The 23,413-nt window shown below is 73.0% G+C and carries 23 protein-coding genes and 1 riboswitch; of the genes, 11 read left to right on the plus strand and 12 right to left on the minus strand.

What is annotated here, in order from left to right; translation table 11 throughout:
• Nucleotides 1-78: 78 nt before the first annotated feature.
• From ACIRVK_RS18395 to thiO, 3 genes are all read right to left on the minus strand, one after another.
• Nucleotides 79-873, minus strand: a complete 795-nt coding sequence (locus ACIRVK_RS18395; protein ID WP_404248147.1) for a thiazole synthase — start codon at nucleotides 871-873, stop codon at nucleotides 79-81.
• A gap of 3 nt (nucleotides 874-876) precedes the next feature.
• A complete protein-coding gene (gene thiS, locus ACIRVK_RS18400) occupies nucleotides 877-1,077 on the minus strand; it encodes a sulfur carrier protein ThiS (protein ID WP_404248149.1) in 201 nt (66 codons plus the stop codon).
• Nucleotides 1,074-2,228, minus strand: coding sequence for a glycine oxidase ThiO (thiO, locus tag ACIRVK_RS18405; RefSeq protein WP_404248151.1), 1,155 nt, complete (start codon nucleotides 2,226-2,228; stop codon nucleotides 1,074-1,076). Before thiO ends, thiS begins: the two co-directional genes overlap by 4 nt.
• Nucleotides 2,226-2,337, minus strand: a riboswitch (TPP riboswitch). (Overlaps the previous gene by 3 nt.)
• 53 nt (nucleotides 2,338-2,390) lie before the next feature.
• Between thiO and ACIRVK_RS18410 the strand changes: the two genes are divergently transcribed.
• From ACIRVK_RS18410 to ACIRVK_RS18435, 6 genes are all read left to right on the plus strand, one after another.
• Nucleotides 2,391-2,741, plus strand: a complete 351-nt coding sequence (locus ACIRVK_RS18410) for a hypothetical protein (RefSeq protein ID WP_404248153.1) — start codon at nucleotides 2,391-2,393, stop codon at nucleotides 2,739-2,741.
• A gap of 31 nt (nucleotides 2,742-2,772) precedes the next feature.
• Complete coding sequence (locus ACIRVK_RS18415) at nucleotides 2,773-4,002, plus strand: NAD(P)/FAD-dependent oxidoreductase (RefSeq protein WP_404248155.1); 1,230 nt, start codon at nucleotides 2,773-2,775, stop codon at nucleotides 4,000-4,002.
• Between the two features lie 66 nt (nucleotides 4,003-4,068).
• The gene (locus ACIRVK_RS18420; RefSeq protein ID WP_404248157.1) at nucleotides 4,069-4,440 is read left to right on the plus strand and encodes an Rv2175c family DNA-binding protein; all 372 of its coding nucleotides are present in this window, start codon (nucleotides 4,069-4,071) and stop codon (nucleotides 4,438-4,440) included.
• A 123-nt stretch (nucleotides 4,441-4,563) separates the two neighbouring features.
• Nucleotides 4,564-5,220 carry a thiamine phosphate synthase gene (gene thiE / locus ACIRVK_RS18425; protein WP_404248159.1) on the plus strand — a complete coding sequence of 219 codons (657 nt, stop codon included), beginning with the start codon at nucleotides 4,564-4,566 and terminating at the stop codon, nucleotides 5,218-5,220.
• A gap of 110 nt (nucleotides 5,221-5,330) precedes the next feature.
• A complete protein-coding gene (metF, locus tag ACIRVK_RS18430; protein WP_404248161.1) occupies nucleotides 5,331-6,254 on the plus strand; it encodes a methylenetetrahydrofolate reductase [NAD(P)H] in 924 nt (307 codons plus the stop codon).
• Nucleotides 6,255-6,310: 56 nt separating this feature from the next.
• The gene (locus ACIRVK_RS18435; protein WP_404248163.1) at nucleotides 6,311-7,261 is read left to right on the plus strand and encodes a hypothetical protein; all 951 of its coding nucleotides are present in this window, start codon (nucleotides 6,311-6,313) and stop codon (nucleotides 7,259-7,261) included.
• 27 nt (nucleotides 7,262-7,288) lie between these two features.
• Here the strand turns inward: ACIRVK_RS18435 and ACIRVK_RS18440 are convergent, their stop codons facing one another.
• The 5 genes from ACIRVK_RS18440 to ACIRVK_RS18460 all read right to left on the minus strand — a co-directional run bounded on the left by ACIRVK_RS18440 (nucleotide 7,289) and on the right by ACIRVK_RS18460 (nucleotide 13,219).
• Nucleotides 7,289-8,800: a phytoene desaturase family protein gene (locus ACIRVK_RS18440; protein ID WP_404248165.1), complete on the minus strand. Its 1,512-nt coding sequence runs from the start codon at nucleotides 8,798-8,800 to the stop codon at nucleotides 7,289-7,291.
• Between the two features lie 10 nt (nucleotides 8,801-8,810).
• Nucleotides 8,811-9,416, minus strand: coding sequence for a DUF4126 domain-containing protein (locus ACIRVK_RS18445; protein ID WP_404248167.1), 606 nt, complete (start codon nucleotides 9,414-9,416; stop codon nucleotides 8,811-8,813).
• A 347-nt stretch (nucleotides 9,417-9,763) separates the two neighbouring features.
• Nucleotides 9,764-10,390, minus strand: a complete 627-nt coding sequence (locus ACIRVK_RS18450; protein WP_404248169.1) for a TetR/AcrR family transcriptional regulator — start codon at nucleotides 10,388-10,390, stop codon at nucleotides 9,764-9,766.
• Between the two features lie 47 nt (nucleotides 10,391-10,437).
• Nucleotides 10,438-12,522, minus strand: a complete 2,085-nt coding sequence (locus ACIRVK_RS18455) for a YhgE/Pip family protein (protein WP_404248171.1) — start codon at nucleotides 12,520-12,522, stop codon at nucleotides 10,438-10,440.
• The gene (locus tag ACIRVK_RS18460) at nucleotides 12,509-13,219 is read right to left on the minus strand and encodes an ATP-binding cassette domain-containing protein (RefSeq protein WP_404248173.1); all 711 of its coding nucleotides are present in this window, start codon (nucleotides 13,217-13,219) and stop codon (nucleotides 12,509-12,511) included. The genes ACIRVK_RS18455 and ACIRVK_RS18460 overlap by 14 nt, the downstream gene beginning before the upstream one ends.
• A gap of 160 nt (nucleotides 13,220-13,379) precedes the next feature.
• Between ACIRVK_RS18460 and ACIRVK_RS18465 the strand changes: the two genes are divergently transcribed.
• From ACIRVK_RS18465 to ACIRVK_RS18475, 3 genes are all read left to right on the plus strand, one after another.
• A complete protein-coding gene (locus tag ACIRVK_RS18465; protein WP_404248175.1) occupies nucleotides 13,380-13,946 on the plus strand; it encodes an SAV_6107 family HEPN domain-containing protein in 567 nt (188 codons plus the stop codon).
• 208 nt (nucleotides 13,947-14,154) lie between these two features.
• Nucleotides 14,155-14,925, plus strand: coding sequence for a methyltransferase (locus tag ACIRVK_RS18470; protein WP_404248177.1), 771 nt, complete (start codon nucleotides 14,155-14,157; stop codon nucleotides 14,923-14,925).
• 276 nt (nucleotides 14,926-15,201) lie between these two features.
• Complete coding sequence (locus ACIRVK_RS18475) at nucleotides 15,202-15,591, plus strand: DUF3040 domain-containing protein (protein WP_404248179.1); 390 nt, start codon at nucleotides 15,202-15,204, stop codon at nucleotides 15,589-15,591.
• A 77-nt stretch (nucleotides 15,592-15,668) separates the two neighbouring features.
• On the opposite strand, the gene ACIRVK_RS18480 is transcribed toward ACIRVK_RS18475, so the two are convergent.
• The 4 genes from ACIRVK_RS18480 to ACIRVK_RS18495 form a co-directional block, all read right to left on the minus strand.
• Nucleotides 15,669-18,077, minus strand: a complete 2,409-nt coding sequence (locus tag ACIRVK_RS18480; protein ID WP_404248181.1) for a DUF3488 and DUF4129 domain-containing transglutaminase family protein — start codon at nucleotides 18,075-18,077, stop codon at nucleotides 15,669-15,671.
• Complete coding sequence (locus ACIRVK_RS18485) at nucleotides 18,074-19,438, minus strand: DUF58 domain-containing protein (RefSeq protein WP_404248183.1); 1,365 nt, start codon at nucleotides 19,436-19,438, stop codon at nucleotides 18,074-18,076. Before ACIRVK_RS18485 ends, ACIRVK_RS18480 begins: the two co-directional genes overlap by 4 nt.
• Nucleotides 19,438-20,490: an AAA family ATPase gene (locus ACIRVK_RS18490; RefSeq protein ID WP_404248185.1), complete on the minus strand. Its 1,053-nt coding sequence runs from the start codon at nucleotides 20,488-20,490 to the stop codon at nucleotides 19,438-19,440. Before ACIRVK_RS18490 ends, ACIRVK_RS18485 begins: the two co-directional genes overlap by 1 nt.
• Nucleotides 20,491-20,741: 251 nt before the next feature.
• On the minus strand, nucleotides 20,742-21,287 hold the full coding sequence (locus ACIRVK_RS18495; protein WP_404248187.1) for a beta-class carbonic anhydrase: 546 nt from the start codon (nucleotides 21,285-21,287) through the stop codon (nucleotides 20,742-20,744).
• Between the two features lie 333 nt (nucleotides 21,288-21,620).
• Here ACIRVK_RS18495 and rsmH point away from each other — a divergent pair, with 333 nt between their 5' ends.
• Complete coding sequence (gene rsmH / locus ACIRVK_RS18500; protein WP_404248189.1) at nucleotides 21,621-22,577, plus strand: 16S rRNA (cytosine(1402)-N(4))-methyltransferase RsmH; 957 nt, start codon at nucleotides 21,621-21,623, stop codon at nucleotides 22,575-22,577.
• On the plus strand, nucleotides 22,574-23,062 hold the full coding sequence (locus ACIRVK_RS18505; protein WP_404248191.1) for a hypothetical protein: 489 nt from the start codon (nucleotides 22,574-22,576) through the stop codon (nucleotides 23,060-23,062). Before rsmH ends, ACIRVK_RS18505 begins: the two co-directional genes overlap by 4 nt.
• The last annotated feature ends 351 nt before the right edge of the window (nucleotides 23,063-23,413 follow it).

Consider the following 23,413-nt stretch of genomic DNA (forward strand, 5'->3'; position numbering starts at 1 on the left):
TCCGGTGAGACCGGAGCGCTACTGCAGCCGAGCTGTGACGGACCTCGCACCGCCGTCCGGATCCGTTCGAACCCCCGTTCAGAAGGCCGGGCGCTCGGGATCCAGCCTGGCCAGGCCCTCCTCGGGGGACGAGGCCTGGGCGAAATGCCGCCGCGGAATCCGGCCCGCCAGCCGGGCCAGCCGCCCCGCCTCCACAGCGTGCTTCATCGCCTCCGCCATCAGCTGCGGCTCCTGCGCCCGCGTCACCGCCGAGGCGAGCATCACACCCGCGCAGCCCAGCTCCATCGCGAGCGCCGCGTCCGAGGCCGTACCGGCGCCCGCGTCCAGGATCACCGGCACGCGCGCGTGCTCGACGATCAGCTGGAAGTTGTGCGGGTTGCGGATGCCGAGACCGGAGCCGATGGGCGAGCCGAGCGGCATGATCGCCGCGCAGCCGACGTCCTCCAGCCTCCGGGCGAGCACCGGGTCGTCGTTGGTGTACGGCAGCACGGTGAAGCCGTCGTCGACCAGGGTCTCGGCGGCGTCCAGCAGCTCGATCGGGTCGGGCAGCAGGGTGCGCTCGTCGGCGATCACCTCGAGTTTGACCAGGTCGGTGCCGAGTGCCTCGCGCGCGAGCCGGGCGGTCAGCACCGCCTCGCCGGCCGTGAAGCAGCCCGCCGTGTTGGGCAGCACCCGGATGCCGAGCCGGGTGAGGACGGAGAGCACCGAGCCGTGCACCGAGGGGTCCACCCGGCGCATCGCGACCGTCGTCAGCTCCGTGCCGGAGGCCACCAGCGCCCGCTCCAGCACCTCGAGGCTGGGGGCACCGCCGGTGCCCATGATCAGGCGCGACGTGAAGGACGTACCGCCGATGACAAGGGGATCGTCGGCCATGGCTCAGCCTCCTTGGACGGCGGTGAGGACCTCGACGCGGTCCCCCTCGCACAGGGGCGTCGACGGCCACTGCCCACGCGGGACGACGGTCTCGTTCAGGGCGGCGGCCACTCCGGAGGGCGCCTGGGTGAGCGTCCGCACCACGGTGTCGAGAGCCGTGCCGGGGGCGAACTCGTGCGGCTGTCCGTTGACGGAGATGTTCATGCGGGCTGCTCCACGCGCGCGAAACGCCTCGGGGTGAACGGGCGGGCCTCCTCGGGGAGTTCCCCGGTGGCCAGGACGTGCGCCATGGCGTCGCCGGTGACCGGCGTGAGGAGCACGCCGTTGCGGTAGTGGCCGGTGGCCAACAGCAGACCGGGCAGCCGCGTGGGCCCGAGCAGCGGCGCGTTGTCGGGGGAGCCGGGGCGCAGACCCGCGCGGGTCTCCGTCAGCGGCAGCTCCGTGATCCCGGGGACCAGCTCGTGCGCGTCCCGCAGCAGCTCGTACACCCCGCCGGCGGTGACCGTGGTGTCCCAGCCCAGCTCCTCGCTGGTCGCGCCGACGACCAGCTCGCCGTTTTCGCGCGGCACCAGGTAGACGCTGCTGCCGCGCACCACGGCCCGCACCGTGCGGCTCATGAACGGCGCGAACCGCTTCGGCACGGTCAGCCGCAGCACCTGGCCCTTGACCGGCCGTACGGGCGGCAGGACGTCGTCCGGGACGCCCGGGAGCCGCCCGCTGAGACTGCCGGCGGCCAGCACCACCTGGCCCGCGCTCAGCTCGGTGCCGTCGGTCGTGGTGACGCCGGCCGCCCGGTCGCCCGCGACCCGGAAGCGTTCGGCCCAGGTGCGGCGGAAGACCACGCCCGCGTGCTCGCAGGCGGCCACCAGCGCGCGTGCCAGGCGCCGCGGGTCGACCTGGTGGTCGCCGTCGACCCGGAGCCCGCCGCGTACGCCCGGCGCGAGCATCGGCTCCAGGCGTCGGCACTCGCGCCCCGACAACCACTCGGACTCCAGCCCCGACTGCGTCTGCAGGGCGTGCAGTTCGCGCAGGTGGGCGCGGTCGTCGGCGTCCAGGGCGACGGCCAGCGTGCCGCACCGGCGGTAGCCGAGGTCCTGGCCGGTGAGGTCGGTCAGCTCGGCCGCGAAGTCCGGGTAGCGGCGGGCGGAGGCCAGGTTGAGGCCCAGCAGGGTCTGCTCGCCGTAGTGCAGTTCCGTGACGGCGGCCAGCATCCCGGCGGCCACCTGGGCGGCCCCGCCGCCCGGCTCCGGATCCACCACGGACGTGGCGAGACCGCGCTGCGCGGCGCGCCAGGCCGTGACCAGGCCGATGATCCCGCCCCCGATGACGAGGACGTCTGACGTACGTGACGACATGGGCGTCCAGCCCCTCCCTTCGCCGGCATGACCCGGATCAGGTTCGTACGGTCGGAGGCCGCCAGCCTCCCTCTCAGCCCGGTGCGTCCGGGCTCCCGCGAGTGCTTGTACGGTGGCCACCCTAGCCCGAGCCGCCAAGCCTCTGTAAGGGAGCCTGCCGCCGTGTCCCGCTCGCTGGACGGCCTCGTCCTCGCCCCCGTCGCCGACCAGGCCCCAGGTCAGGTGGGTACCAGGACCCGCTTCACGTACCACGAGAAGGACGGGGAGATCTGGGCCGAGTACACGGGCGGCGACGTCGTACGCGGGCATCTGGTGGGTACCCGCCGCGGTGACCGGCTCGACTTCCGGTACGTGCAGCTGAAGCGGGACGGGACGACGGCCTCGGGGCACTGCGCCTCGACGGTCGTGGAACTGCCGGACGGCCGGGTGCGGCTGGAGGAGACCTGGGTGTGGGAGTCGCAGCCCGGCCGGGGCACCAGTGTTGTGGAGCAGGTCACTGAGCAGGACCGCTGACTGACGGATAGTCAGTGTCTATGGTGATCAGGTGAGCGAGCAGACGACGCAGTCGCAGCGACGGGTGGTCGTGGTCGGCGCGGGCATGGCCGGCGTCCAGACCGCCGTCGCCCTGCGCGAACAGGGCTTCACGGGCACCGTCACCCTGATCGGCGCCGAACCCCACCAGCCCTACGACCGGCCGCCGCTGTCGAAGGCCGTCCTGCTCGGCAAGTCCGAGGGCTCCGCCTTCGACGTCGACTTCGAGGCGCTCGGCATCGAACTGCTGCTGGGGCGCGAGGCGCTCGGCGTGCGCCCGGACGCCCACGAACTGGACACCGAGGCCGGGCCCGTCCCCTACGACGTCCTGGTCCTCGCCACCGGCGCCGAACCCGTCCGGCTGCCCGGCGCGGAGGGCGTGCCCGGCGTGCACCTGCTGCGCACCCTCGACGACGCCGAGCGGCTGCGCCCCGTGCTCGCCCGGCAGCACGACATCGTGGTCGTCGGCGCGGGCTGGATCGGCGCCGAGTTCGCCACCGCCGCGCGCGAGGCGGGCTGCGCGGTCACCGTCGTCGAGGCCGCGGACCGGCCGCTCGCGGGCGCGCTGCCCGCGGAGGTCGCCGCGCCGATGGCCGCCTGGTACGCGGACGCCGGCGCCGTGCTGCGCACCCACGCGCGCGTGCGGCACATCGAGCCCGGCGAGGTCGTCCTCGACGACGGCACGCGCGTGCCCGCGGGCGCCGTCGTGGTGGGGATCGGCGCGCGGCCGGCCACCGGCTGGCTCACCGGCTCCGGCATCGAGCTCGGTGCGCACCACGAGGTCCAGGCCGACCAGCACCTGCGCGCCTCGGCCCCGGACGTCTACGCCGTCGGCGACTGCGCCTCCTTCCCCTCGGGCCGCTACGGCGAGCGCCTGCTGGTCCACCACTGGGACAACGCCCTGCAGGGCCCGCGCACGGTCGCCGCGAACATCATCGGCGCCGCCACCGGGGCGCCCGACGCCGTCTACGACCCGGTGCCGTACTTCTGGTCCGAGCAGTTCGGCCGGTTCGTGCAGTACGCCGGCCACCACACCTCGGCCGACACGACCCTGTGGCGGGGTGACCCGTCCGGCCCGGCCTGGTCGGTGTGCTGGCTGCGCGAGAACCGCCTGATCGCCCTGCTGGCGGTGGGCAGGCCCCGCGACCTGGCCCAGGGCAGGCGCCTGATCGAGGGGGGCACGCCGATGGACCCGGAGCTGCTGGCGGACCCGGCGAGGCCGCTCAAGGCGGCCACCGCGTAGTCCTGAGCCCCCAGGTCGGACCCTCCTGGCTTCCGACTGTCAGTCCGGGATGGCACGCTTGGTCCCGTGACCGAGATTGACGCAAAGATCGATGCTCTCGTCCCCGCCTGGCTCACCCTCCCCGACATCGCGGAGATGCTCGACGTCGAGGTGACGCGCGTGAGGCAGCTGGTCAAGGAGGGCCAGCTCATCGCCGTACGCCGAGGTGAGAACCGCGCACTGCACGTCCCCGCCGCCTTCATCGACGGGGCCGAGCGGAAGGTCGTCAAGGGCCTGGCCGGCACCCTGACGCTCCTGCGGGACGACGGCTTCTCCGACGAAGAGATGCTCGAGTGGCTCTTCACCCCCGACGAGAGCCTGCCCGGCACGCCCGCGCAGGCCCTCAGCGAGAATCGCGGCACGGAGGTGAAGCGCCGGGCCCAGGCGCTCGCCGTCTGATACGAACAACCTGATCCGCACATCGTCCGGCGCACGGGCCGGGCTCCCACCGAGCCACGGCCGCGGTCCACCACGGCCCGGCCCGTACGCCGCCGACACCGAACACCCCGGGGGGACCCTCGTATGCCCGACGCCGCCACCACCGCCCGCGCGCGGCTCGCCGACGCCCGTGTCTACCTGTGCACGGACGCCCGCAGGCGCCAGGGCGACCTGCCGGAGTTCCTGGACGCCGTGCTGGCCGGCGGGGTGGACATCGTGCAGCTGCGCGACAAGGGCATGGAGGCGGCCGAGGAGCTGGAGCACCTCCAGGTCCTCGCCGAGGCCTGCGCCCGCCACGGGAAGCTCCTGGCGGTCAACGACCGGGCGGACGTCGCCCACGCGGCCGGTGCGGACGTGCTCCACCTCGGCCAGGGCGACCTCCCGGTGCCCGCCGCCCGCGCGATCCTCGGCGACGACGTCCTCATCGGCCGCTCCACGCACGCGGAGGCCGAGGCGGAGGCCGCTGCCGTCCAGGAGGGCGTCGACTACTTCTGCACCGGCCCCTGCTGGCCCACCCCCACCAAGCCCGGCCGCCACGCCCCCGGCCTCGGCCTGGTCCGGCACACCGCGGCCCTCGGCACCCGGCGCCCCTGGTTCGCCATCGGCGGCATCGACCTCGGCAACCTCGACGAGGTGCTCGAGGCGGGAGCCCGCCGGGTCGTGGTCGTGCGCGCGATCACGGAGGCGCAGGACCCGGGCGCGGCCGCGGCCGAGTTCGCGAAGCGGCTGCGGCAGCCGTAATTCGGCCACGCTGTCCGGATCAGCGTCCGATGGGTGGACAGCAAGTCGACAAATAGGGCAATTCGTGGTCTCTGGTTGGGGGACCGCCTCCGCCTGACTAACCTGCGGGTATGGCCCTCGGAACCGCATCCACAAGGACGGACCGCGCACGTACCGTGCGTGACATGCTCGCCACGGGCAGGACGACGTACTCGTTCGAGTTCTCGGCACCCAAGACGCCCAAGGGCGAGCGGAACCTGTGGAGTGCGCTGAGGAGGGTCGAGGCGATCGCCCCCGACTTCGTCTCCGTGACCTACGGCGCCGGCGGCTCCACCCGCGCCGGCACGGTCAAGGAGACCCAGCAGATCGTCGCGGACACCACCCTCACCCCGGTCGCCCACCTCACCGCCGTCAACCACTCCATCGCCGAACTGCGCAACATCATCGGCCAGTACGCCGACGCCGGGATCCGCAACATCCTCGCCGTGCGCGGCGACCCGCCCGGCGACCCCATGGGCGAGTGGGTGCCGCACCCCAGGGGCCTGACCTACGCCGCCGAACTAGTCCAGCTCATCAAGGAGTCGGGCGACTTCTGCGTCGGCGTGGCCGCCTTCCCGGAGATGCACCCGCGCTCCGCCGACTGGGACACGGACGTGACCCGGTTCGTCGACAAGTGCCGGGCCGGCGCCGACTACGCCATCACGCAGATGTTCTTCCGCCCGGAGTCGTACCTGCGGCTGCGCGACCGGGTCGGCGCGGCCGGCTGCGCCACCCCCGTCATCCCCGAGGTCATGCCGGTGACGAGCGTGCGGATGCTGGAGCGGCTGCCACAGCTCAGCAACGCGGACATCCCCTCCGTCCTGAAAGAGCGGATCCTCACAGCACAAGACGATCCGGCCGCTGTACGCTCCATTGGCATCGAATTCGCCACGGAGTTCTGCGCGCGACTGCTGGCCGAGGGAGTGCCCGGACTGCACTTCATCACGCTCAACAACTCCACGGCGTCGCTGGAAATCTACGAGAACCTGGGCCTGCACCACCCCCCGCAGGCCTAGACCGGCCGCACGGGTGTACGACACACTGCGTAGCGGCGACTGGGAGAGGGGCGTACATGGGCTGGACGGTCCTCTACATCGCGTTCGGAATCGTCGCGCTGTGGCTGCTGGGTGAGGTGCTGCTGCAGTACAAGGCGCGGCTGCGCTGGCGGCTGCTCGCCTTCGTCGGCTTCCTCGGCGTCGTCGTCGGGGTGCTGATGGCCTCGGTCGTCGTCATCGGGCTGGGCGCGGCCGCCTTCGCGGTCGGCCAGACCTACGTCACCCTGTCCTTCCGGCGCGGCTTCTCCGCCGGCTGGGCGGTCAAGCGCCCCGACGCCGACGACGAGCCGCTGGGCGCCACCAGCAAGCGCCGCCGCGGCAAGGCGGACCCCCAGGACCCGTCGCTGGAGGACGCCGACCTCGAACCCGCCGCCGACGCGGCCTACGGCGACGAACGCTCCTACGGCCGGGACGCCGCCTACGGCGCGGACGACGAATACGACCGCGACGACGTCTTCACCCCGGCGCGCTCCGTCCACCCCACGGCCGCCGAGACCACCACCGTCTACGAGCCGCAGCCCCTGGAGGACGACACCGGCTCGTACGGCGTGTACGGCGACTCCGCTCAGGCGGGCCAGGCCCAGGAACAGTACGCGACCGCCGCCCAGGGCGCCGACCAGACGTACGGGTACGACTACTCGGGCTACACCCAGCAGCAGTACGGCTACGACGCCGGCGGCCAGCAGCAGTACGCGGCCTACTCCGACCCGTACATCGGCACCCAGACCTACGGCGGCGGCTACGACGCCACGTACGGCCAGTACGACCAGCAGGGCTACGGCCAGGAGCAGTACGGCACCGGCACCTACGGTGGCGAGACCCCGGGCGGGGGCGTGTGGGTCCCGCAGCAGCGCACCGACGAGACCTACGGCGGCGAACTCCCGCAGGAACAGCAGTACCCCTACCAGGGCAACGGCCAGGGACAGGCCCAGGGGCACGGCTACGACGAGCAGCAGTACCGTTTCTGACCGCCCCTCAGCCCCCGCCCGGGCCGCTCACTGAGAGCCCCTGAACTCCGCCCCCTCCACGATCAGTCCGGCCACCAGCGCGCCGGACATTCCGGCGTGGGGGAGACCTCCACCGGGGTGCGACCAGCCGCCCGCGCGGTACAGGCCGGGCAGCCGTGTGGTGTTCGCCGGCTGCAGGAAGCGGCCACCGCCGGCGGCGAGGGCGGGGGCGGCCACGGCTCCGCCCCGGGCGCCCGTCTCCGCCTCGACCCGCAGCGGTGAGCGCACCTCGTGCCACAGCAGCCGTTCCGACAGCCCCGGTATGGCGCGCCCGGCGGCCTCGAGCAGGTGGTCCGTGTACCGACGGACGGTTCCCTCGTCCTCCCAGGCGGCCTCTGTCGGCACCACGGCGGACAGCACCACCGACTCGTGCTCGCCGTCCGGCCGCAGGGCGGGGTCGCCCGGGCGCAGCACGGTCACCGTGGGACACGGCGGCACGTCGTCGCCAGGGGAGACCAGGAAGTCGAATTCGGACTCGGGGGCCGGTGCGTGGACGACCGTGCGGTGCGCGGCGCCGGCCTCGCGAGCGCCGCGCAGCGCCAGCAGGACGGTGAACCGGGAGGGCGGGGGCGAGACCGGGTCGGGTCGAACGTCACCGTCCGCGTCCAGCGGACGCTCCGTCAGCGACCGCAGCCGTACCGGATCCACGTCCGCGACGACGTGGTCCGCCTCGGCCACCGTCCCGTCGGACAGCTCCACGCCCGCCGCCCGGCCGTCCTTCTCCACGATCCGGGTGACCTCGGCGCCGAAGACGAACTCAACCTTCCGCTGCAGGCAGCGCTCGTACACCGCGCGCGCCAACTCCCGCAGGCCACCGCGCACATACCAAATGCCGAAGGCGTGCTCCATGTACGGCAGCACGGCCGCGCTCGCCGGAGCGGTCCGCGGATCGAGCCCGTACGCCAGCGCGTGGCTGTCCAGCAGGGCCGTCAGCCGCTCGTCCCGCAGCTCCCAGGCGCCGACCTCGGCGAGCGTGGACGCGCGCCGGGTGCGCAGCAGCTTCTTGCGCGGGACCGACGGGTACGGCTCGCGCTCCGCCAGCACCTGCCAGTTGGGCCACAGGGGCTCCTCCAGCAGGGGGCGGCGGGTGCGGTCCCAGGCCTCGCGGGCCCGGACCAGGAAGTCGCCCCAGCGCTCGCCGGCGCCGGCGCCCAGGGCCTCGTCGAGTGCGGCGACCACGCCCGCGCGTGAGGCGTTCGGCAGGGACACCCTGGTGCCGTCGGCGAACACGTGCCGTGACGACGGGTCGACCTGGACCAGTTCGACGCGGTCCTCCAGCGGCTCCTTGCCGGTCTTGATGAACAGGTCGCGGTAGACGGCGGGCAGCGTCAGCAGCCCGGGTCCGGTGTCGAAACCGAACCCGTCCCGCTCGAAGAGGCGCACCGCGCCGCCGTACGTCGCCGTACGCTCGTACACCGTCACCCGGTGGCCCGCCACGGCCAGCCGGGCGGCGGCCGCCATCGCGCCCATCCCGGCGCCGATCACCGTAATCCGTCCCATGCCGGCGACTCTAGCCACCGCCACTGACAGTCACCGAACGGGAGGCCCGGCGCTCGGCTCTGCGGCGCAGGAACCGGCGGATGCGGGAGACCAGGAAGACCAGGACCACCAGGCCGGTCAGCAGCAGCACCCCGGCGATCACGGCTGCCGCGACCGGATGGAACATCGCGAACGACACGATCCCGGCCACGCCGAGATCCTCGGCCAGGCTGAGGACGATGTTGCTGAACGGCTCCGGCGAGGTGTTGACGGCCATCCGGGTGCCCGCCTTGACGGCGTGGCTCGCGAGCGCCGTCGAACCGCCGATCAGCCCGGCGACCACGTCGTTGAGTGACCCGCTGTGCCCGGCGAGCAACGCGCCGACCCAGGCGCCCGCGATCGGCCGGATCACGGTGTGCACGGAGTCCCAGACGGAGTCAACGTACGGGATCTTGTCGGCGACCGCCTCGCACAGGAACAGCGCGCCCGCCGCGACGAGGACCTCCGGACGCTGCAGGGCCGAGGGGACGGCGTCGCTCAGCCCGGTCGCGCCGAAGACGCCGAGCAGCAGCACCACGGCGTAGGCGTTGATGCCGCTGGCCCAGCCACTGGTGAAGACGAGAGGGAGTACGGACACGGGGGCGATCGTAACCAGTGGGGGACACGCCGTCCTGGGGGTGAGCACGCAGAACTGAGTATCCGTACCTAGTGAGTGAGTTGAGTACGCGCGCGGATGGGGTTCGACCTGCGCGAAAGGGAAAGTGGAGGCACGGAAAGGGGCACGGCTCCGGTACCGGCGACACGGGGCGCCGGAACGGAGCCGCCCGCGATCCGCTCCTTCCGCCGACGGCTGTCGGCGGGAGCGAGACACGGGGGAACACGGGGGAACAGGGGAAAGGGAAACCGGGGGAAGTACGAGAAGGCGCCGGTCCGAGGTGGCCCGCGGGGGACGCGGCCACACCGGACCGGCGCTTTCGTGTGTCCTCAGCGGTGTCCGCTCACCCGTCCCTGCAAGAGCCGGGACAGCGCCGCGTGGACGTCGTCGAGGGAGCGCTCCGGCTGGAAGGACTGCCAGTCGAGGGCCGCCACCAGCACCATGCCGACCAGCGCCGACGCGGTCAGCGGTACATCGATCTCGTCGCTGAACTCGCCGCCCTGAACGCCCGCGCGCAGCACGTCCTCGACGACGGCGACCGCCTGCTGCCGCACCACCATCAGGGTCGACTGCCAGGCCCGGTTGGTGCGCCACAGCTCGGCCACGTACAGCTGGGTGAAGGCCGGATAGCGGTCGATGAAGACCAGGCCGGCCCGGATCATCGCGTCCAGGGCGTCCACCTTGCTGCCGCCGTCGCGTGCCGTCTTCTCGGCCGCTTCCCGCAGGGAGGCGGTGAGGAGTCCCACGCCGTGCCGCAACAGCTCCTCGAAGAGGCCGGACTTGCTCGAGAAGTTGTAGTAGACGGTGCCCTTCGCGACCCCGGCCCGTTCGGCGATCTCGTCCACCGTGGTGGCGGAGAAGCCCTGCTCGGCGATGAGCGTGACGGCGGCCTCGTAGAGCTTCTGCCGGGTGGCCTCGCGGCGCGTGCCGCCGCCCGGCGTGGTGCTGCTTTCCATGGCCCCGATTGTCACAGGTACGCGCGGGTGCAGGGCCTTCTTCGGGATCACAGGCTCAGCTCCGGGTGCAGCCGATCGAGGGTCCACACCTGCCGACGGCGGGCCGACAGCGCGGTGAGCGCGAGGGCGCCCGCGGTGAAGGCGACGAGCACCACGCACGCGTGCCACACCGGTCCCATACCGCCGCCCGTGATGAGTCTCCTGAGGGCCTCGACGACGTAGCTCATCGGCAGGAGAGGATGGAGGGCGTTGAAGAAGCCCGGGCTGGTCTCCACCGGGTACGTGCCGCCGGCCGAGGTCAGCTGGAGCATGAGCAGCGCCAGGACGAGGATGCGGCCCGCGGGACCGAAGCGGGCGTTCAGCCACTGGACGATCGCCGCGAAGCAGGCCGCCACCAGGAACAGGAAGCCGATCGTGCCGGCCGCCCGCAGCATCCGCAGGCCGATCGCCCAGTGCAGGACGGCCATGAGGGCGCTCACCTGGAGCACGCCCACCGCGACCACCGGCAGCCAGCCCGCGAGCGCGATCCGCCAGGCGGACGAACCGACCGCCAGGGCACGCCGGTTGAGCGGCGCGATCAGCATGTACGCCACCATCGCGCCCACCCACAGGGACAGCGGGATGAAGTACGGGGCGAAGCCGGTGCCGTAGTTGGGCGCCTTGTGCAGGTCGTGGGAGGCCAGCCGGACCGGGTCGGCCATGACGCCGGTGCGCCGGTCGCGGTCCTTCCTGTCGTAGTCGGGGATCTTCTTCGCGCCGTCGTGCAGGCCGCCGGCGAGCTGCTGGGAGCCGTCGGCCAGCTTGTACATGCCGCCGCTCAGGGTCTCGGCGCCCGATGCCGCGGTGCCGATGCCCTCATCGAGCGTCACCGCTCCGGTGCTCGCGGTGCCGAGCCCCGAGTGCAGCTTCTTCGCGCCGGCGGCCACCTGGTGGGCGCCGCTGTTCAGTTCGTTGATCCGCCGGACGGCGTCGGCGACGTCCTCGGAGAGGTGCGGGGCGCGCTCGGAGAGGGCCCGGGCCTGCTGCTGCAGGGTGGTGAGGTTCGCCTTCATCGTCCGCAGGTCGCCGTCCTGGTCGGCGACGAGGGTGTTGAGGTCGTCGGCGACGGTCGCCGTGTCGTCGGCCGCCTGCTTGGCCTTCCCCAGGTCGGGGCAGGCCGGGTCGGGGAGCGGGGCCTTGTCGCAGCGCGTCCGGTAGACGTCGTCCAGGACGGCGGCGGAGGCGTGGGCGGTGCGCGCGGCGCCCGGCGCCAGCTTCACCAGGACGTCGAGGTTGTCCTTGACGGTGCCGGCCGAGTCGGCGACCAGCCGGGCGGTGTCGCCGATGGTCTTCTCGTTGTCCCTGAGGAACGGGCCGGCCTTCCGGTAGACGCCGTTCACCTTGTCGGCGAGCGTCTGGGTGCCGCCGGCGACCTGCTCGGAGCCGTCCTGGAGCGTGCCCGCTCCCGCGTCGAGCTTCTGCAGGCCCTTGGCGAGCCTGCCGCTGCCGCTCTGGGCCTCCCGCAGGCCGGCCGCGAGGTCCTCGGAGCCCTTCTTCGCCTTTCCGATGCCGCCGTGCAGCGTGTCGGCGCCCTTCGCGGCCGTCACGGTCTTGTCGTGGATGTCGGAGAAGGAGACGAAGATCCGGTCCAGGAACGTCCGGGACGCCTTGGCGGAGGCCGCCGAGCGGACCTCGTTGAAGACCGTCCGGGAGATCTGACCGACGATGTAGTTGTTGGCGTCGTCGGTGCGCACCTGGAGCGCGCCGGTTTCCGGGGAGTCGCCCGAACTGGACGCGATCCGCCTGCTGAAGTCGGCGGGCATGGTCAGCGACAGGTAGTAGGTGCCGTTCTCCAGACCCGCACGGGCCTCGGCGTCGCTCACCTCGTGCCAGTCGAAGGTGTCGCTGTGGCGCAGCCCGTCGACGATGTCGTCGCCCGCGGTGATCCTCCTGCCGTCGGCGCTCGCCCCCTTGTCGTCGTTCACGAGCGCCACGGGGATACGGTCAAGGCGGCCGTACGGGTCCCAGAACGACCACAGGTACAGGGCGCCGTACAGCAGCGGCAGCACCAGGAGCGCGACGAGCGCGGCCCGCGGGAGCCTGCCCCGCCTGAAGCGCCTCAGCTCGAGCGCGGCCAGCCTAGGCGAGCGCATCGGCCTTCTCCTTCCCCTGGGTGCTCACGACCACGGCGTCCCCGGGGGCCTGGCTGGACACCGCCACGACGGTGGTCCCGGACGCGGCGACCGACCTCAACAGCGCCCACACCTCGGCACGTTCGGCGTCCGAGAGCTTGAGGTCGCTGTCGTCCACGCCGAGCAGCCGGGGACGGCCCAGCAGGGCGAGGGCGAGGGACAGCCGCAGCTCCTCCAGCCGCTCCAGATCCCGTACGGCGGTCCGCGTGCCCTTGGGCAGGGCCGCCGGGTCCAGCCCGGCGGCGGCCAGGGCGTCGTCGATCCGCAGCCGCGCCTCGGCCGTCCGCTCGCGGCGCGGGCGCAGCAGCCCGCGCAGGGAGTCGCCGAACCGCCGCTGCAGCAGAGCCCGTTCGCTCAGGTGCTCGCCAACGGTCAGGGCCGGTTCGAGGTCGGTGACCCCGGCGACGTTCGCCAGGCCACTGGCCCTGCGTACGGCGGCCATCTGCTGCGGCAGCCGCCACTCGCCCACCTCGGCCGCACCCTCGGTGGGTTTCATCCGCCCCGTGAGGGTGAGCAGCAGACAGGTACGGCCGGACCCCGACGGCCCCTCGATCGCGATCAGCGAGCCGGGCCCTGCGTCGAACGTGACGTCGCCGAAGACCGGGCCGCGAGGGCCCCGGAGTCCGAGACCGCGGGCCGTGACACCGGTAGCGGGCACGTTCCCCCCATCCCCTGTATTTGAACTGACTGGTCAGTGCAAAAACTACTCCGAACCTTCGATCGAAGCAAAAGCCCAGGTCAGAACGGATTGTCAGTGGCATACCGCACGATGGGCACATACGGCACCCGTGCCGTTACCCACTGACAGGAGGTTCGTCATGGCCAGCTACCACGCAGCAGCCGCCCGCCGGCGCCGCGCCACCGGCCCTGCCCCCTCACTGACCGGTCCGGCGAGCGACGTCCATCCGGTGCTGCGCCGGTCCTCCGCCCCGCCCGCCGCCCTCGACCTGCTCGCCCAGGCCCGCGCCGGGCTGGACGAGGCGGCCGTGCTCGAGACGCCCAACGAGCGCTATGCCACGGCACATCTGGCGGCCCTGCGCACGGCCGCCGCCGTGCTCGCCGCGCGGGGCCGCCCGGAGCTCACCCCCAGGCGCCGGGCCCGCATCCGGAGCGCCTGGGAAGTGCTCCCCGAGATCGCGCCCGAACTCGCCGAGTGGAGCGCGCTGTTCGCCTCCGGGGCGCGGACCCGCGCCCGCGCCGAGGCCGGCATCCAGGGCGCGGCCAGCCGCCGGGACGCCGACGACCTGATACGCGACGTCGCGATGTTCCTCCGCCTCGTCGAGCGCATGCTCGTCCTCCAGCCGGTCCTCCCACAGCCCCGCCAGGACGCGGACCACCCCGGGCCGGGCCCGCAGGGCGACCGCGACTTCCCGGACGCGGGATGAGCGGAGGTGAGCGGTGCGGGGCCGGGTGGGAGGGCCGCTGTCCGGCCTGCGAGACGTTCCGCGGGGCGCCTCGCCGCGGTGACCGGGTACGGCGGCGGAGGCAATAGGGTGGAGGGCGCCTGAAGCCTTCCCTGCGCACACCGGGCCGGGAGGCAGCCCGTTCGCTCCGCCGTGCACCAGGCGGGGCCGCGCCGAGGAGTCAACTGCCGTGTCGGACCCGCTGCGACCCCGCGCCTCCCTCCGCACCGCCGTGGTCTGGGAGGTCCTCCAGGACGCCCTCGACCGACGGGTCAAGGCCACCGGACGCCAGGCGCTGGACGTCCTCGACGCCGGAGGCGGCAGCGGCAACTTCGCCGTGCCCCTCGCCCGCCTCGGCCACCACGTCACCGTCGTCGACCCCAGCCCCAACGCCCTGTTCGCGCTGGAGCGCCGGGCCGCCGAGGCGGGCGTCGCCGACCGGGTGCGGGGCGTCCAGGGCGACGCCCACGGCCTCTTCGACGTGGTCGAGCGCGGCCGGTACGACGTGGTGCTGTGCCACGGCGTCCTGGAGTACGTCGACGACCCGGCCGAGGGCCTGCGCAACGCGGTGGCCGCTCTGCGCTCGGAGGGCGTTCTCAGCCTGCTCGCCGCCGGGCTCGGCGGCGCCGTGCTGGCCCGCGCGCTCGCCGGGCACTTCAAGGAGGCCCGGCAGGCGCTCGAGGACCCGGACGGCCGCTGGGGCGCCGGTGACCCCGTACCGCGCCGCTTCAGCGCCGACCAGCTCACCGCGCTGGTCGAGGGGGCGGGCCTGAGGGTCGGCGCCGTGCACGGCGTGCGGGTCTTCGCCGACCTCGTCCCCGGCGTGCTCGTGGACACCGAGCCCGGTGCTTTGGAGGCGCTGCTGAAGCTGGAGGAGGCGGCGGCCGAACTCCCCGCCTTCCACTCGGTGGCCACCCAGCTCCACGTGCTCGGTGAGACGCCGGAGGCGACCGGGGCCTGAGTGCCCGCCGTGCCGCGTCCCTGATCAGCGGCTCCGGTCCGCATGGAGTACACCACAGGCCCCCCGAACGGGGGCTTGGCGCCGTATGATCGAAGGAGATCACCCGGCATGACGGGTCGGCCGCTGGGGAATGGAATGTTCAGCGAGCCGGGACGTCGATGGCGGAATCCGGTTGGCCAATTGGCGCAGAGGGGCGGGTTTCACGGGGGCGATTCCCTGCCTATCCTGAAGGGACCCCCCGGGTCGCCCCGGCGACTGCACGATGAGGAGGACTCCGTGCCGCTCTCTGAGCACGAGCAGCGCATGCTCGAGCAGATGGAGCGAGCGCTGTACGCCGAAGATCCCAAGTTCGCGTCGGCGCTCGAGGGAAGCGGGCTGCGTACGTACACCCGGCGGCGGGTCTACCAGGCGGTCGCGGGCTTCCTCGTGGGTATCGCGCTCCTCATGGCTGGAATGGTCGCCAAGCAGGTCTGGCTCAGCGTGGTGGGTTTCCTCGTCATGCTCGGCTGTGCGGTGCTCGCCGTGACCGGCTGGCGCAAGGCCCCCAAGCCGGGCGAACAGCCCGCGGGCGCCCCGCACGCGCGTCGGCAGCCTCGCCCGAAGCGCTCCATGATGGACCGCATCGAACAGCGCTGGCAGCGGCGGCGCGACGAGCAGGGCCAGTAGCGCTCCCAGTCTCGCGATGAGGGGGGTGACCACCACGGTGGTCGCCCCCCTCACGCATGGGCTTTCCGGCCGGGGCGTCAGCCGCTCTGCTCTCCGGGCCGACCCGACGGCCGTCGTACCAGAGCCGTCCAGCGTTCCGCCGTGCCGGTCTTGAAGGCCGTCCAGCGGTCCGCGAGGTCCCCCAGGGCACGGACGGCCGAGCGGGGGGCGACGATCGCGCGGATCCGGGTGAGCCGGCCCACCCGCGCCCGCAGGGCCGCCCGCAGCCGGCGGACGTCGTCCGGCAGACCGGGGACGGGCTGCGGCCGCGGCGCGAACAGCACCTGTTCCACGGCGCCCGCCACCCGGTGCACCGACTCCGCCGTCGCCGGATCCAGCTCCCCGATCCGCACGATCCGCGCGGCGGCCTTGCGCGGGGTCAGCGCGTCGTCCGGCAGGATGCCGTGGTCCCAGGCCGTGTCCGTCAGTTCGCGCCAGACGGCCAGGACATGCCCGGCGGCCGCCTCCGCGCCGGGCGCGGTGTGCTGGGCCGACGCCAGCCGCGCCGAGCGCCGCCGCAGCCGCCACAGCATGGGCAGCAGCGGCACGGCGACCACGAGGAGGGCGAGCAGCCCCCACCCGGCGTACCAGAACCAGGGGTGACCGTCCGCGCCCGGCGTGGCGGTGTTCACCGGCAGCGCGGCGGCGCATCCCTGGACCTTCTTCTCCTGCACGCTGCAGCTGCTGCTCGCCGAGGGCGCCGCCGATGCGGACGAACCCGCCGCCTGCGAGGGCCGCACCACGTCGGGGAGGCCTCCGCCCGGCGTGTCCGACTGGGTGTACGAGGGAGCCACGCCCCGGGTCGGGGTCGGCTCGAAGCGGGTCCAGCCGACGCCCTCGAAGTACAGCTCCGGCCAGGCGTGGGCGTCCTTGAGGCCCACCGACACCGACTTGTCCGCCTGCGGGGCACCGGGGGCGAAGCCCACCGCGACCCGGGCCGGTATGCCGAGGGTGCGGGCCATCGCCGCCATCGCGAAGGAGAAGTGGACGCAGAAGCCCTCCTTGTCCTTCAGGAACTTGGCGATCGCGTCGGGACCCGTGCCCACCTGCACCTGCGTGCTGTACTGGAATCCGCCGTCGACGGTGAAGTAGTCCTGGAGCTTGACCGCCTGCTCGTAGTGGTTGGTCGCGCCCTGGGTGACCTGGCGGGCGGTCTTCGCCACCACCGCGGGCACCGAGTCCGGGACCTGGGTGTACTGGCGCAGGATCGCCGCGGGCGGGGCCGGCGCGTCGGCGAGCTGCTGCGCCGTCGGCTGCACGTCGAGGCTTCTGACCAGGTAGTTCTTGCCCTGGGTGGTCTGACCGTGGTCGCCGACCAGGGTCATGCCCACCGGCTCGTAGCGCCAGTTGCCGTCGATGTCCACGCCGCTGGGCGGGTACGGCATCGGCAGCCAGTCCTGGGCGTACCAGTCGGCGGCCGAGATACGGGTCTGGACCTGCGTGTACTTGACGTCGGCGCCGAGGCCGGTCGGCAGCGGGAACTTGTCGGGCACGGCGGTGATGTGCCGCTTGGCCGGCCTCCAGGTGCTGCCGTCGAAGTCGTCCAGCGACACGATCCGCAGGTACAGGTCCGAGATGTCGCTGCCGGTGGTCCGCACGGACAGGACCTGGCGGTCCTGGTCCACGTTCAGGCTGTCGCGCAGCGAGACCAGCGGGTTGACCGCGGAGATGGTGCCCCCGTTCCCGTTGCCCACGCCGATACCGGTCCCGGCGCCGTCGAGCAGCCCGCCGCTCATGGCGGGCAGCGCGGCCGGCACCACGAGGGCGATGCCCAGTGCCAGCATGCCGATGCGGCGGCCGGTGCGGATCGGCGCCACCGCGCCGGGTTCCCCGCCCGGGGTGCGCGCGGCCCCGCCGAAGACCCGCCCCCACTGGGAGAGCCGGTCGCGGCCCTCGGCCAGCAGCAGCATCAGATAGCCGCCGGCCGCGACCAGGAACCACAGCCAGTCGGCGCCTCCCCTGGACAGCCCGGCGGCCACGGAGTACAGCGCCAGCAGCGGCAGTCCGGCCGGGGCCGCGCTGCGGAACGTCACCGCGAGGGTGTCCACCGCGAGCCCTATGATCATGATCCCGCCGAGCAGCATCAGCCGGATGCCCTCGGCCTGCAGGGGCGCCGGAATCGCGTACCGCGCGATGTCGTCGCCGCCCTCCTGCAGCAGGTCGGCGAAGTGCCGGAAGGCCTGCGGCCCGGGCACGATCCCGAGGACCGCCTGCTGCCGGGCGAAGACCAGGGTCAGCATCAGCAGCGTGACCAGCGCCTGCGCGGCCACCGTCAGCGGCCGGGCCAGCGGCACCCGGCGGGTCGCCGCGCCCACGCCCGTCTGCACGCCCAGCATGAGCGCCACCTGCAGAATCCAGGTGGCGGGCGTGACCAGGGGCAACAGGGAACACGAGGCCATCAGCGTGGCCGCCCAGGCGCACAGCGCCAGCCTGGCCCGGCCGCTCATGAGCCCACCCCCTCACCGCTCGTCGCCGCCACGCCCGTGCGCTCACGGTCCGCCAGCCGCCACAGCTCGTTCAGCGAGGTGCCCCGCGGCACGCTCAGGGCCGTCCAGCCGGCCTCCCGCAGCATCCGCAGCCGCTCCTCACGCAGTTCCGACGGCCCGGGCACATCGGCCGGTTCCCGCACCCAGGTGTCACTGTCCAGCAGGAAGGCGAGCGCGCCCCCGCTACGCTGCCGCATCTTGGCGATCACCGCGGCCTGCTCCTCGTCGATGTCGCCGAAGAAGGCCACCAGCAGCCCCTCGTTCCCGCTGCGCAGCACGTCGTACGCCCGGGACAGGCCCGTGCCGTCGGAGTGGTCGATCACCGCGAGGGTGTCCATCATCAGCCCGGCCGAGTCGGCCGTCTCCTGGCTGGCGCCCGCGAACCCGTCCGCGCCCTCGCCGGGTACCGAGTTCCCGGTGTCCGTCAACAGCCGTACCGAGAAGCCGCGTTCGAGCATGTGCACCAGTACCGACGCCGTCCCCGAGACGGCCCACTCGAAGGCCGAGTCGGGGCCCGCGCCCTGGAAGGCGATGCCACGGGTGTCGAGCAGCACCGTGCAGCGGGCGCGCTGGGGCTGCTCCTCGCGGCGCACCATCAGCTCGCCGTAGCGGGCCGTGGAGCGCCAGTGGACGCGGCGCAGGTCGTCGCCGTAGCGGTAGCCCCGCGGGATCACGTCGTCCTCGCCGGCCAGCGCGAGCGAGCGCTGCCGCCCGTCGCCGTACCCCTTCGCCTCGCCGCTCAGGCGCACCGGCGGCAGCGCCTCCACGCGCGGGATCACCGTCAGGGTGTCGTACGAGGAGAACGAGCGGGTCAGCTCGCACATGCCGAACGGGTCGGTCAGGCGCAGCTGGAGCGGGCCCAGCGGATAGCGGCCGCGCAGGTCGGAGCGGACCCGGTAGGAGACCTCGCGGCGGCCGCCCGGCTCGACCCGGTCCAGCACGAAGCGCGGGCGCGGACCGAGGACGTAGGGCACCCGGTCCTGCAGCATCAGCAGGCCGGTGGGCAGCCGGGAGACGTTGTCCATCCGCAGGTGGACGCGGGCCTCGCTGCCGGCCGGCACGCGCGCGGGGGTGAGCCGGCGACTGCCCGCCACCCGGTAGCGGGTGCGGTACAGGAACAGCGCGCACACCAGGGGCAGCGCGGCGAGCAGCAGACCGACCCGCAGCAGGTCGCTCTGGCCGAGGACGTAGGCGCAGACGGCGGCGGCGATGCCGGCCGCGAGGAAGGACCGGCCGCGGGTGGTCAGGCCCGCCAGAGCGGTTCGGACGCCGCCCTTCTCGCCCCGGTCGGCCTCCGGGTGCCCGGCACCCGCGGTGGTCATCACAGCCTCCGCGGCGGCTGCTGGCTGTACGCCGGCGTGCCGGTGCCGGTGCCGGTGCCGTGGCCGGAGAAGCCGCTCTGCTGCTGGGGCACGGCGGGCACCGGGGTGCGCTGCAGGATCTCCTGCACGACCTGTTCCGCGGTACGGCGGTTGAGCTGGGCCTGCGCGGTGGGCAGCAGGCGGTGGGCGAGGACCGCGACGGCGAGCGCCTGCACGTCGTCCGGCAGGGCGTACTCCCGGCCGCTGAGGGCCGCCGACGCCTTCGAGGCGCGCAGCAGGTGCAGCGTCGCGCGCGGGGACGCACCGAGTCTGAGGTCCGGGTGAGTACGGGTGGCGGCGACCAGGTCCACCGCGTACCGCCGGACCGTTTCGGCGACGTGGACCGTGCGGACGGCCTCGATCAGCTTCACGATGTCGTGCGCGTGCGCCACCGGTTGCAGGTCCTCCAGGGGGGACACCCCGCCGTGGATGTCGAGCATCTGCAGCTCGGCCTCCACGCTGGGGTAGCCCACCGAGACCCGGGCCATGAAGCGGTCGCGCTGCGCCTCGGGCAGCGGGTAGGTGCCCTCCATCTCGACCGGGTTCTGGGTGGCCACCACCATGAAGGGACTGGGCAGCTCGTAGGTCTGCCCGTCGATGGTGACCTGGCGCTCCTCCATCGACTCGAGCAGCGCCGACTGCGTCTTCGGCGAAGCGCGGTTGATCTCGTCGCCGATCACGATCTGCGCGAAGATCGCGCCCGGTTTGAACTCGAAGTCCTTGCGCTGCTGGTCCCAGATCGACACACCCGTGATGTCCGAGGGCAGCAGGTCCGGGGTGAACTGGATGCGTCGCACCGAACAGTCGATGGACCTGGCCAGGGCCTTGGCCAGCATGGTCTTGCCCACGCCGGGGACATCCTCGATCAGAAGATGTCCCTCGGCGAGCAGTACGGTCAGCGAAAGCCGCACGACCTCGGGCTTGCCCTCGATCACTCCTTCCACCGAACTGCGGACCCGCTCCACAGTGGCAGTCAGATCTGTAAGGCTCGCTCGATCGTCATAGGTCGTCACCCGGCCCTCCTCGGCCCGTTCTTTCTCCGGGCCGTCGCGCTGCGATGCGGACCGGCCCACCCCTGGAACACGGACACCACGCGGGAAAAGTTCCGCGCGACGCCACAACCGCATTCTTGCCGCCGTTACCGTTTCGTGTCACTCGACTGTGGACAAGTGGCCGCGATATGTCGGGTTTTACGGTGCTTGAGTTCCAGGATGGGCCCACTGAGGGGAAAACGAGCGGGCCGGGAGGCGGTGACGGGGGCCGGTTACGCCGGGTCGATCTCGCGCAGCAGGCCCGTCCTCACGTCGAACACGAAGCCGCGCACGTCCTCGGTGTGCAGCAGGAACGGCGAGGTGCGCACCCGCTGCATGGACTGACGGACGTCCTGGTCGACGTCGGCGAAGGCCTCCGCCGCCCACGCGGGACGCTGTCCGACCTCCTGTTCCAGCTCGGTACGGAAGTCCTCGGTGATCGTCTCCATGCCGCAGCCCGTGTGGTGGATCAGCACGATGCTGCGGGTGCCGAGCTTGCGCTGGCTGATGGTGAGCGAGCGGATCACGTCGTCGGTGACCACACCGCCCGCGTTGCGGATGGTGTGACAGTCGCCGAGTTGCAGCCCGAGCGCCTTGTGCAGGTCGATACGGGCGTCCATGCAGGCCACGACCGCGACGTGCAGGACGGGGCGGGCGTCCATGCCGGGGTCGGTGAACTCCTGGGCGTACCGCTGGTTCGCCTCCACGAGACGGTCGGTGACGGTGCCGCCGTGTATGGCGCCTTCGGGCTCGGTGGATACGGATGCAGAAGTCGTCATGCTGATGACGTTACTGGTCACATGCGCTCCGGTCTCGTTGTGAGGGCGGGAAAAGAGCGTCATCACGGTCCTCTTGTGAGGTAACCCACATAGGCGGCGCGGCGGACGTCGTACGGGTGGATTTCCCCGGTTTGCCGCTTCGCACGCACGCCGGTCCGCGACGCGCAGGCCGGTTGATTGACCGCGAGACACCGTGGACTAAAGTGACGCGAAGCGGGAGGCGAGGCTCTCCCTGCTGGACTGAACTTCCCGGAGGCCCCCGCGCGGACGGCCTCCCCACGTGCGCGGGGACCCGGCGGTGCGTACGGCCCGCGCCGGACCTGAGAGGGCCCCTTGAGCAACAGTCGACATGTCCCGGTGATGCTCCAGCGGTGCCTGGACCTGTTGGCACCCGCCCTGGAGCGGCCCGGGGCGGTCGTCGTCGACTGCACCCTCGGCCTCGGCGGGCACAGCGAGGCCCTGCTCGCCCGGTTCCCCGAGGCCCGGCTGGTCGCCCTCGACCGCGACAAGGAGGCGCTGCGCCTGTCCGGCGAGCGGCTCGCCCCCTTCGGCGAGCGCGCCACCCTGGTGCACGCCGTCTACGACGAACTCCCGGACGTACTGGAACGGCTCGGCATCGCGCGCGTGCAGGGCGTCCTGTTCGACCTCGGCGTGTCCTCCATGCAGCTCGACGAGGCCGAACGGGGCTTCGCCTACGCCCAGGACGCCCCGCTCGACATGCGCATGGACCAGACGACCGGCATCAGCGCCGCCGAGGTCCTCAACACCTACCCGCCTGGCGAACTCGTGCGCGTCCTGCGGGCGTACGGCGAGGAGAAGCAGGCCAAGCGGATCGTCGCCGCCGTCGTGCGCGAGCGCGAAAAGGAGCCGTTCAGCAACAGCGCCCGCCTGGTGGAGTTGATCCGGGACGCGCTGCCGCAGGCCGCCAAGCGCACCGGGGGCAACCCGGCCAAGCGCACCTTCCAGGCGCTGCGCATCGAGGTCAACGGTGAGCTGTCCGTCCTGGAGCGGGCGATCCCGGCCGCCGTGAAGGCGCTCGCCGTCGGCGGACGGATCGCCGTGCTGTCGTACCACTCGCTCGAGGACCGCCTGGTCAAGCAGGTCTTCGCGGCCGGCGCCGCCACCACCGCTCCCCCCGGACTGCCGATCGTCCCGGAGCAGTACCAGCCCCGGCTCAAGCTGCTCACCCGCGGTGCCGAACTTCCCACGGAGGAAGAGGTCGCCGAGAACCGGCGGGCGGCGCCGGCGCGGCTGCGCGGGGCCCAGCGCGTCAGGGAGGACATCGAGTGAGGCGTGACAAACCCGAACTGCGGGGGCGGGCCGCGCGTCTCGCCCGGCTCTTCCCGGGGGCGCCGAGCCGCGGACAGGCGGCCCGCACCCCCTTCGTCCTGCTCGTGGTGCTCCTGCTCGGCGGTGGTCTGATCGGGCTCCTGGTGCTGAACTCCGCGCTCAGTGAGGGCTCGTTCAAGCTCGACGACCTCCAGAAGGGCACCAAGAACCTCACCGACGAGCAGCAGGCCCTCCAGCGGGACATCGACGCCTACTCGGCCCCGGAGGCGCTCCAGCGCCGGGCCCAGGAACTCGGCATGGTCCCCGGCGGCGACCCCGCCTTCCTGAACCCGAACGGCACCGTGAAGGGCGTCCCCTCGCCCGCAGCCCAGCAGTCCGCCGCCCGCACGCCCCTCGTCCTGCTCCCCCCGGAAGCCCTCCCCCCGTCCCCGCAACCCCCCACGGCCACCGCAACCCCGGCCCCCACCACGACCCCCGGCAGGTGACGGAAGTGTCCGACAGGCAACCGCCCCGCCGCCGCGCCCCCTCGCCCGCAGCCCAGCAGTCCGCCGTCCGCCGGCAGGCCCGGCGATCCGCGCTCCCCGTCCCCGTGGGCCCCGGGAACGCGGCGGGGACCGCGCCCGCGCGTGCCGCTACCCGCATGCCGGCGGCCACCGCAACCCCCGCCCCGACCACGACCCCCGGCAGGTGACGGAAGTGTCCGACAGGCAACCGCCCCGCCGCCGCGCCCCCTCGCCCGCTGCCCAGCAGTCCGCCGTCCGCCGGCAGGCCCGGCGATCCGCGCTCCCCGTCCCCGTGGGCCCCGGGAACGCGGCGGGGACCGCGCCCGCGCGTGC

Source organism: Streptomyces sp. NPDC101152 (assembly GCF_044768275.1).
In the GTDB taxonomy this organism is placed as follows: Bacteria; Actinomycetota; Actinomycetes; order Streptomycetales; family Streptomycetaceae; genus Streptomyces.

Excerpts from the sequence above, each read along its gene's own strand:
- thiE (WP_404248159.1), top strand. The coding sequence starts at position 4,564 with ATGCCCGACGCCGCCACCACCGCCCGCGCGCGGCTCGCCGACGCCCGT.
- ACIRVK_RS18465 (WP_404248175.1), top strand. The coding sequence starts at position 13,380 with ATGGCCAGCTACCACGCAGCAGCCGCCCGCCGGCGCCGCGCCACCGGC.
- ACIRVK_RS18495 (WP_404248187.1), bottom strand. The coding sequence starts at position 21,287 with ATGACGACTTCTGCATCCGTATCCACCGAGCCCGAAGGCGCCATACAC.
- thiS (WP_404248149.1), bottom strand. The coding sequence starts at position 1,077 with ATGAACATCTCCGTCAACGGACAGCCGCACGAGTTCGCCCCCGGCACG.
- ACIRVK_RS18480 (WP_404248181.1), bottom strand. The coding sequence starts at position 18,077 with ATGAGCGGCCGGGCCAGGCTGGCGCTGTGCGCCTGGGCGGCCACGCTG.
- ACIRVK_RS18485 (WP_404248183.1), bottom strand. The coding sequence starts at position 19,438 with ATGACCACCGCGGGTGCCGGGCACCCGGAGGCCGACCGGGGCGAGAAG.
- metF (WP_404248161.1), top strand. The coding sequence starts at position 5,331 with ATGGCCCTCGGAACCGCATCCACAAGGACGGACCGCGCACGTACCGTG.
- ACIRVK_RS18450 (WP_404248169.1), bottom strand. The coding sequence starts at position 10,390 with ATGGAAAGCAGCACCACGCCGGGCGGCGGCACGCGCCGCGAGGCCACC.
- ACIRVK_RS18455 (WP_404248171.1), bottom strand. The coding sequence starts at position 12,522 with ATGCGCTCGCCTAGGCTGGCCGCGCTCGAGCTGAGGCGCTTCAGGCGG.
- ACIRVK_RS18440 (WP_404248165.1), bottom strand. The coding sequence starts at position 8,800 with ATGGGACGGATTACGGTGATCGGCGCCGGGATGGGCGCGATGGCGGCC.
- thiO (WP_404248151.1), bottom strand. The coding sequence starts at position 2,228 with ATGTCGTCACGTACGTCAGACGTCCTCGTCATCGGGGGCGGGATCATC.
- ACIRVK_RS18395 (WP_404248147.1), bottom strand. The coding sequence starts at position 873 with ATGGCCGACGATCCCCTTGTCATCGGCGGTACGTCCTTCACGTCGCGC.
- ACIRVK_RS18435 (WP_404248163.1), top strand. The coding sequence starts at position 6,311 with ATGGGCTGGACGGTCCTCTACATCGCGTTCGGAATCGTCGCGCTGTGG.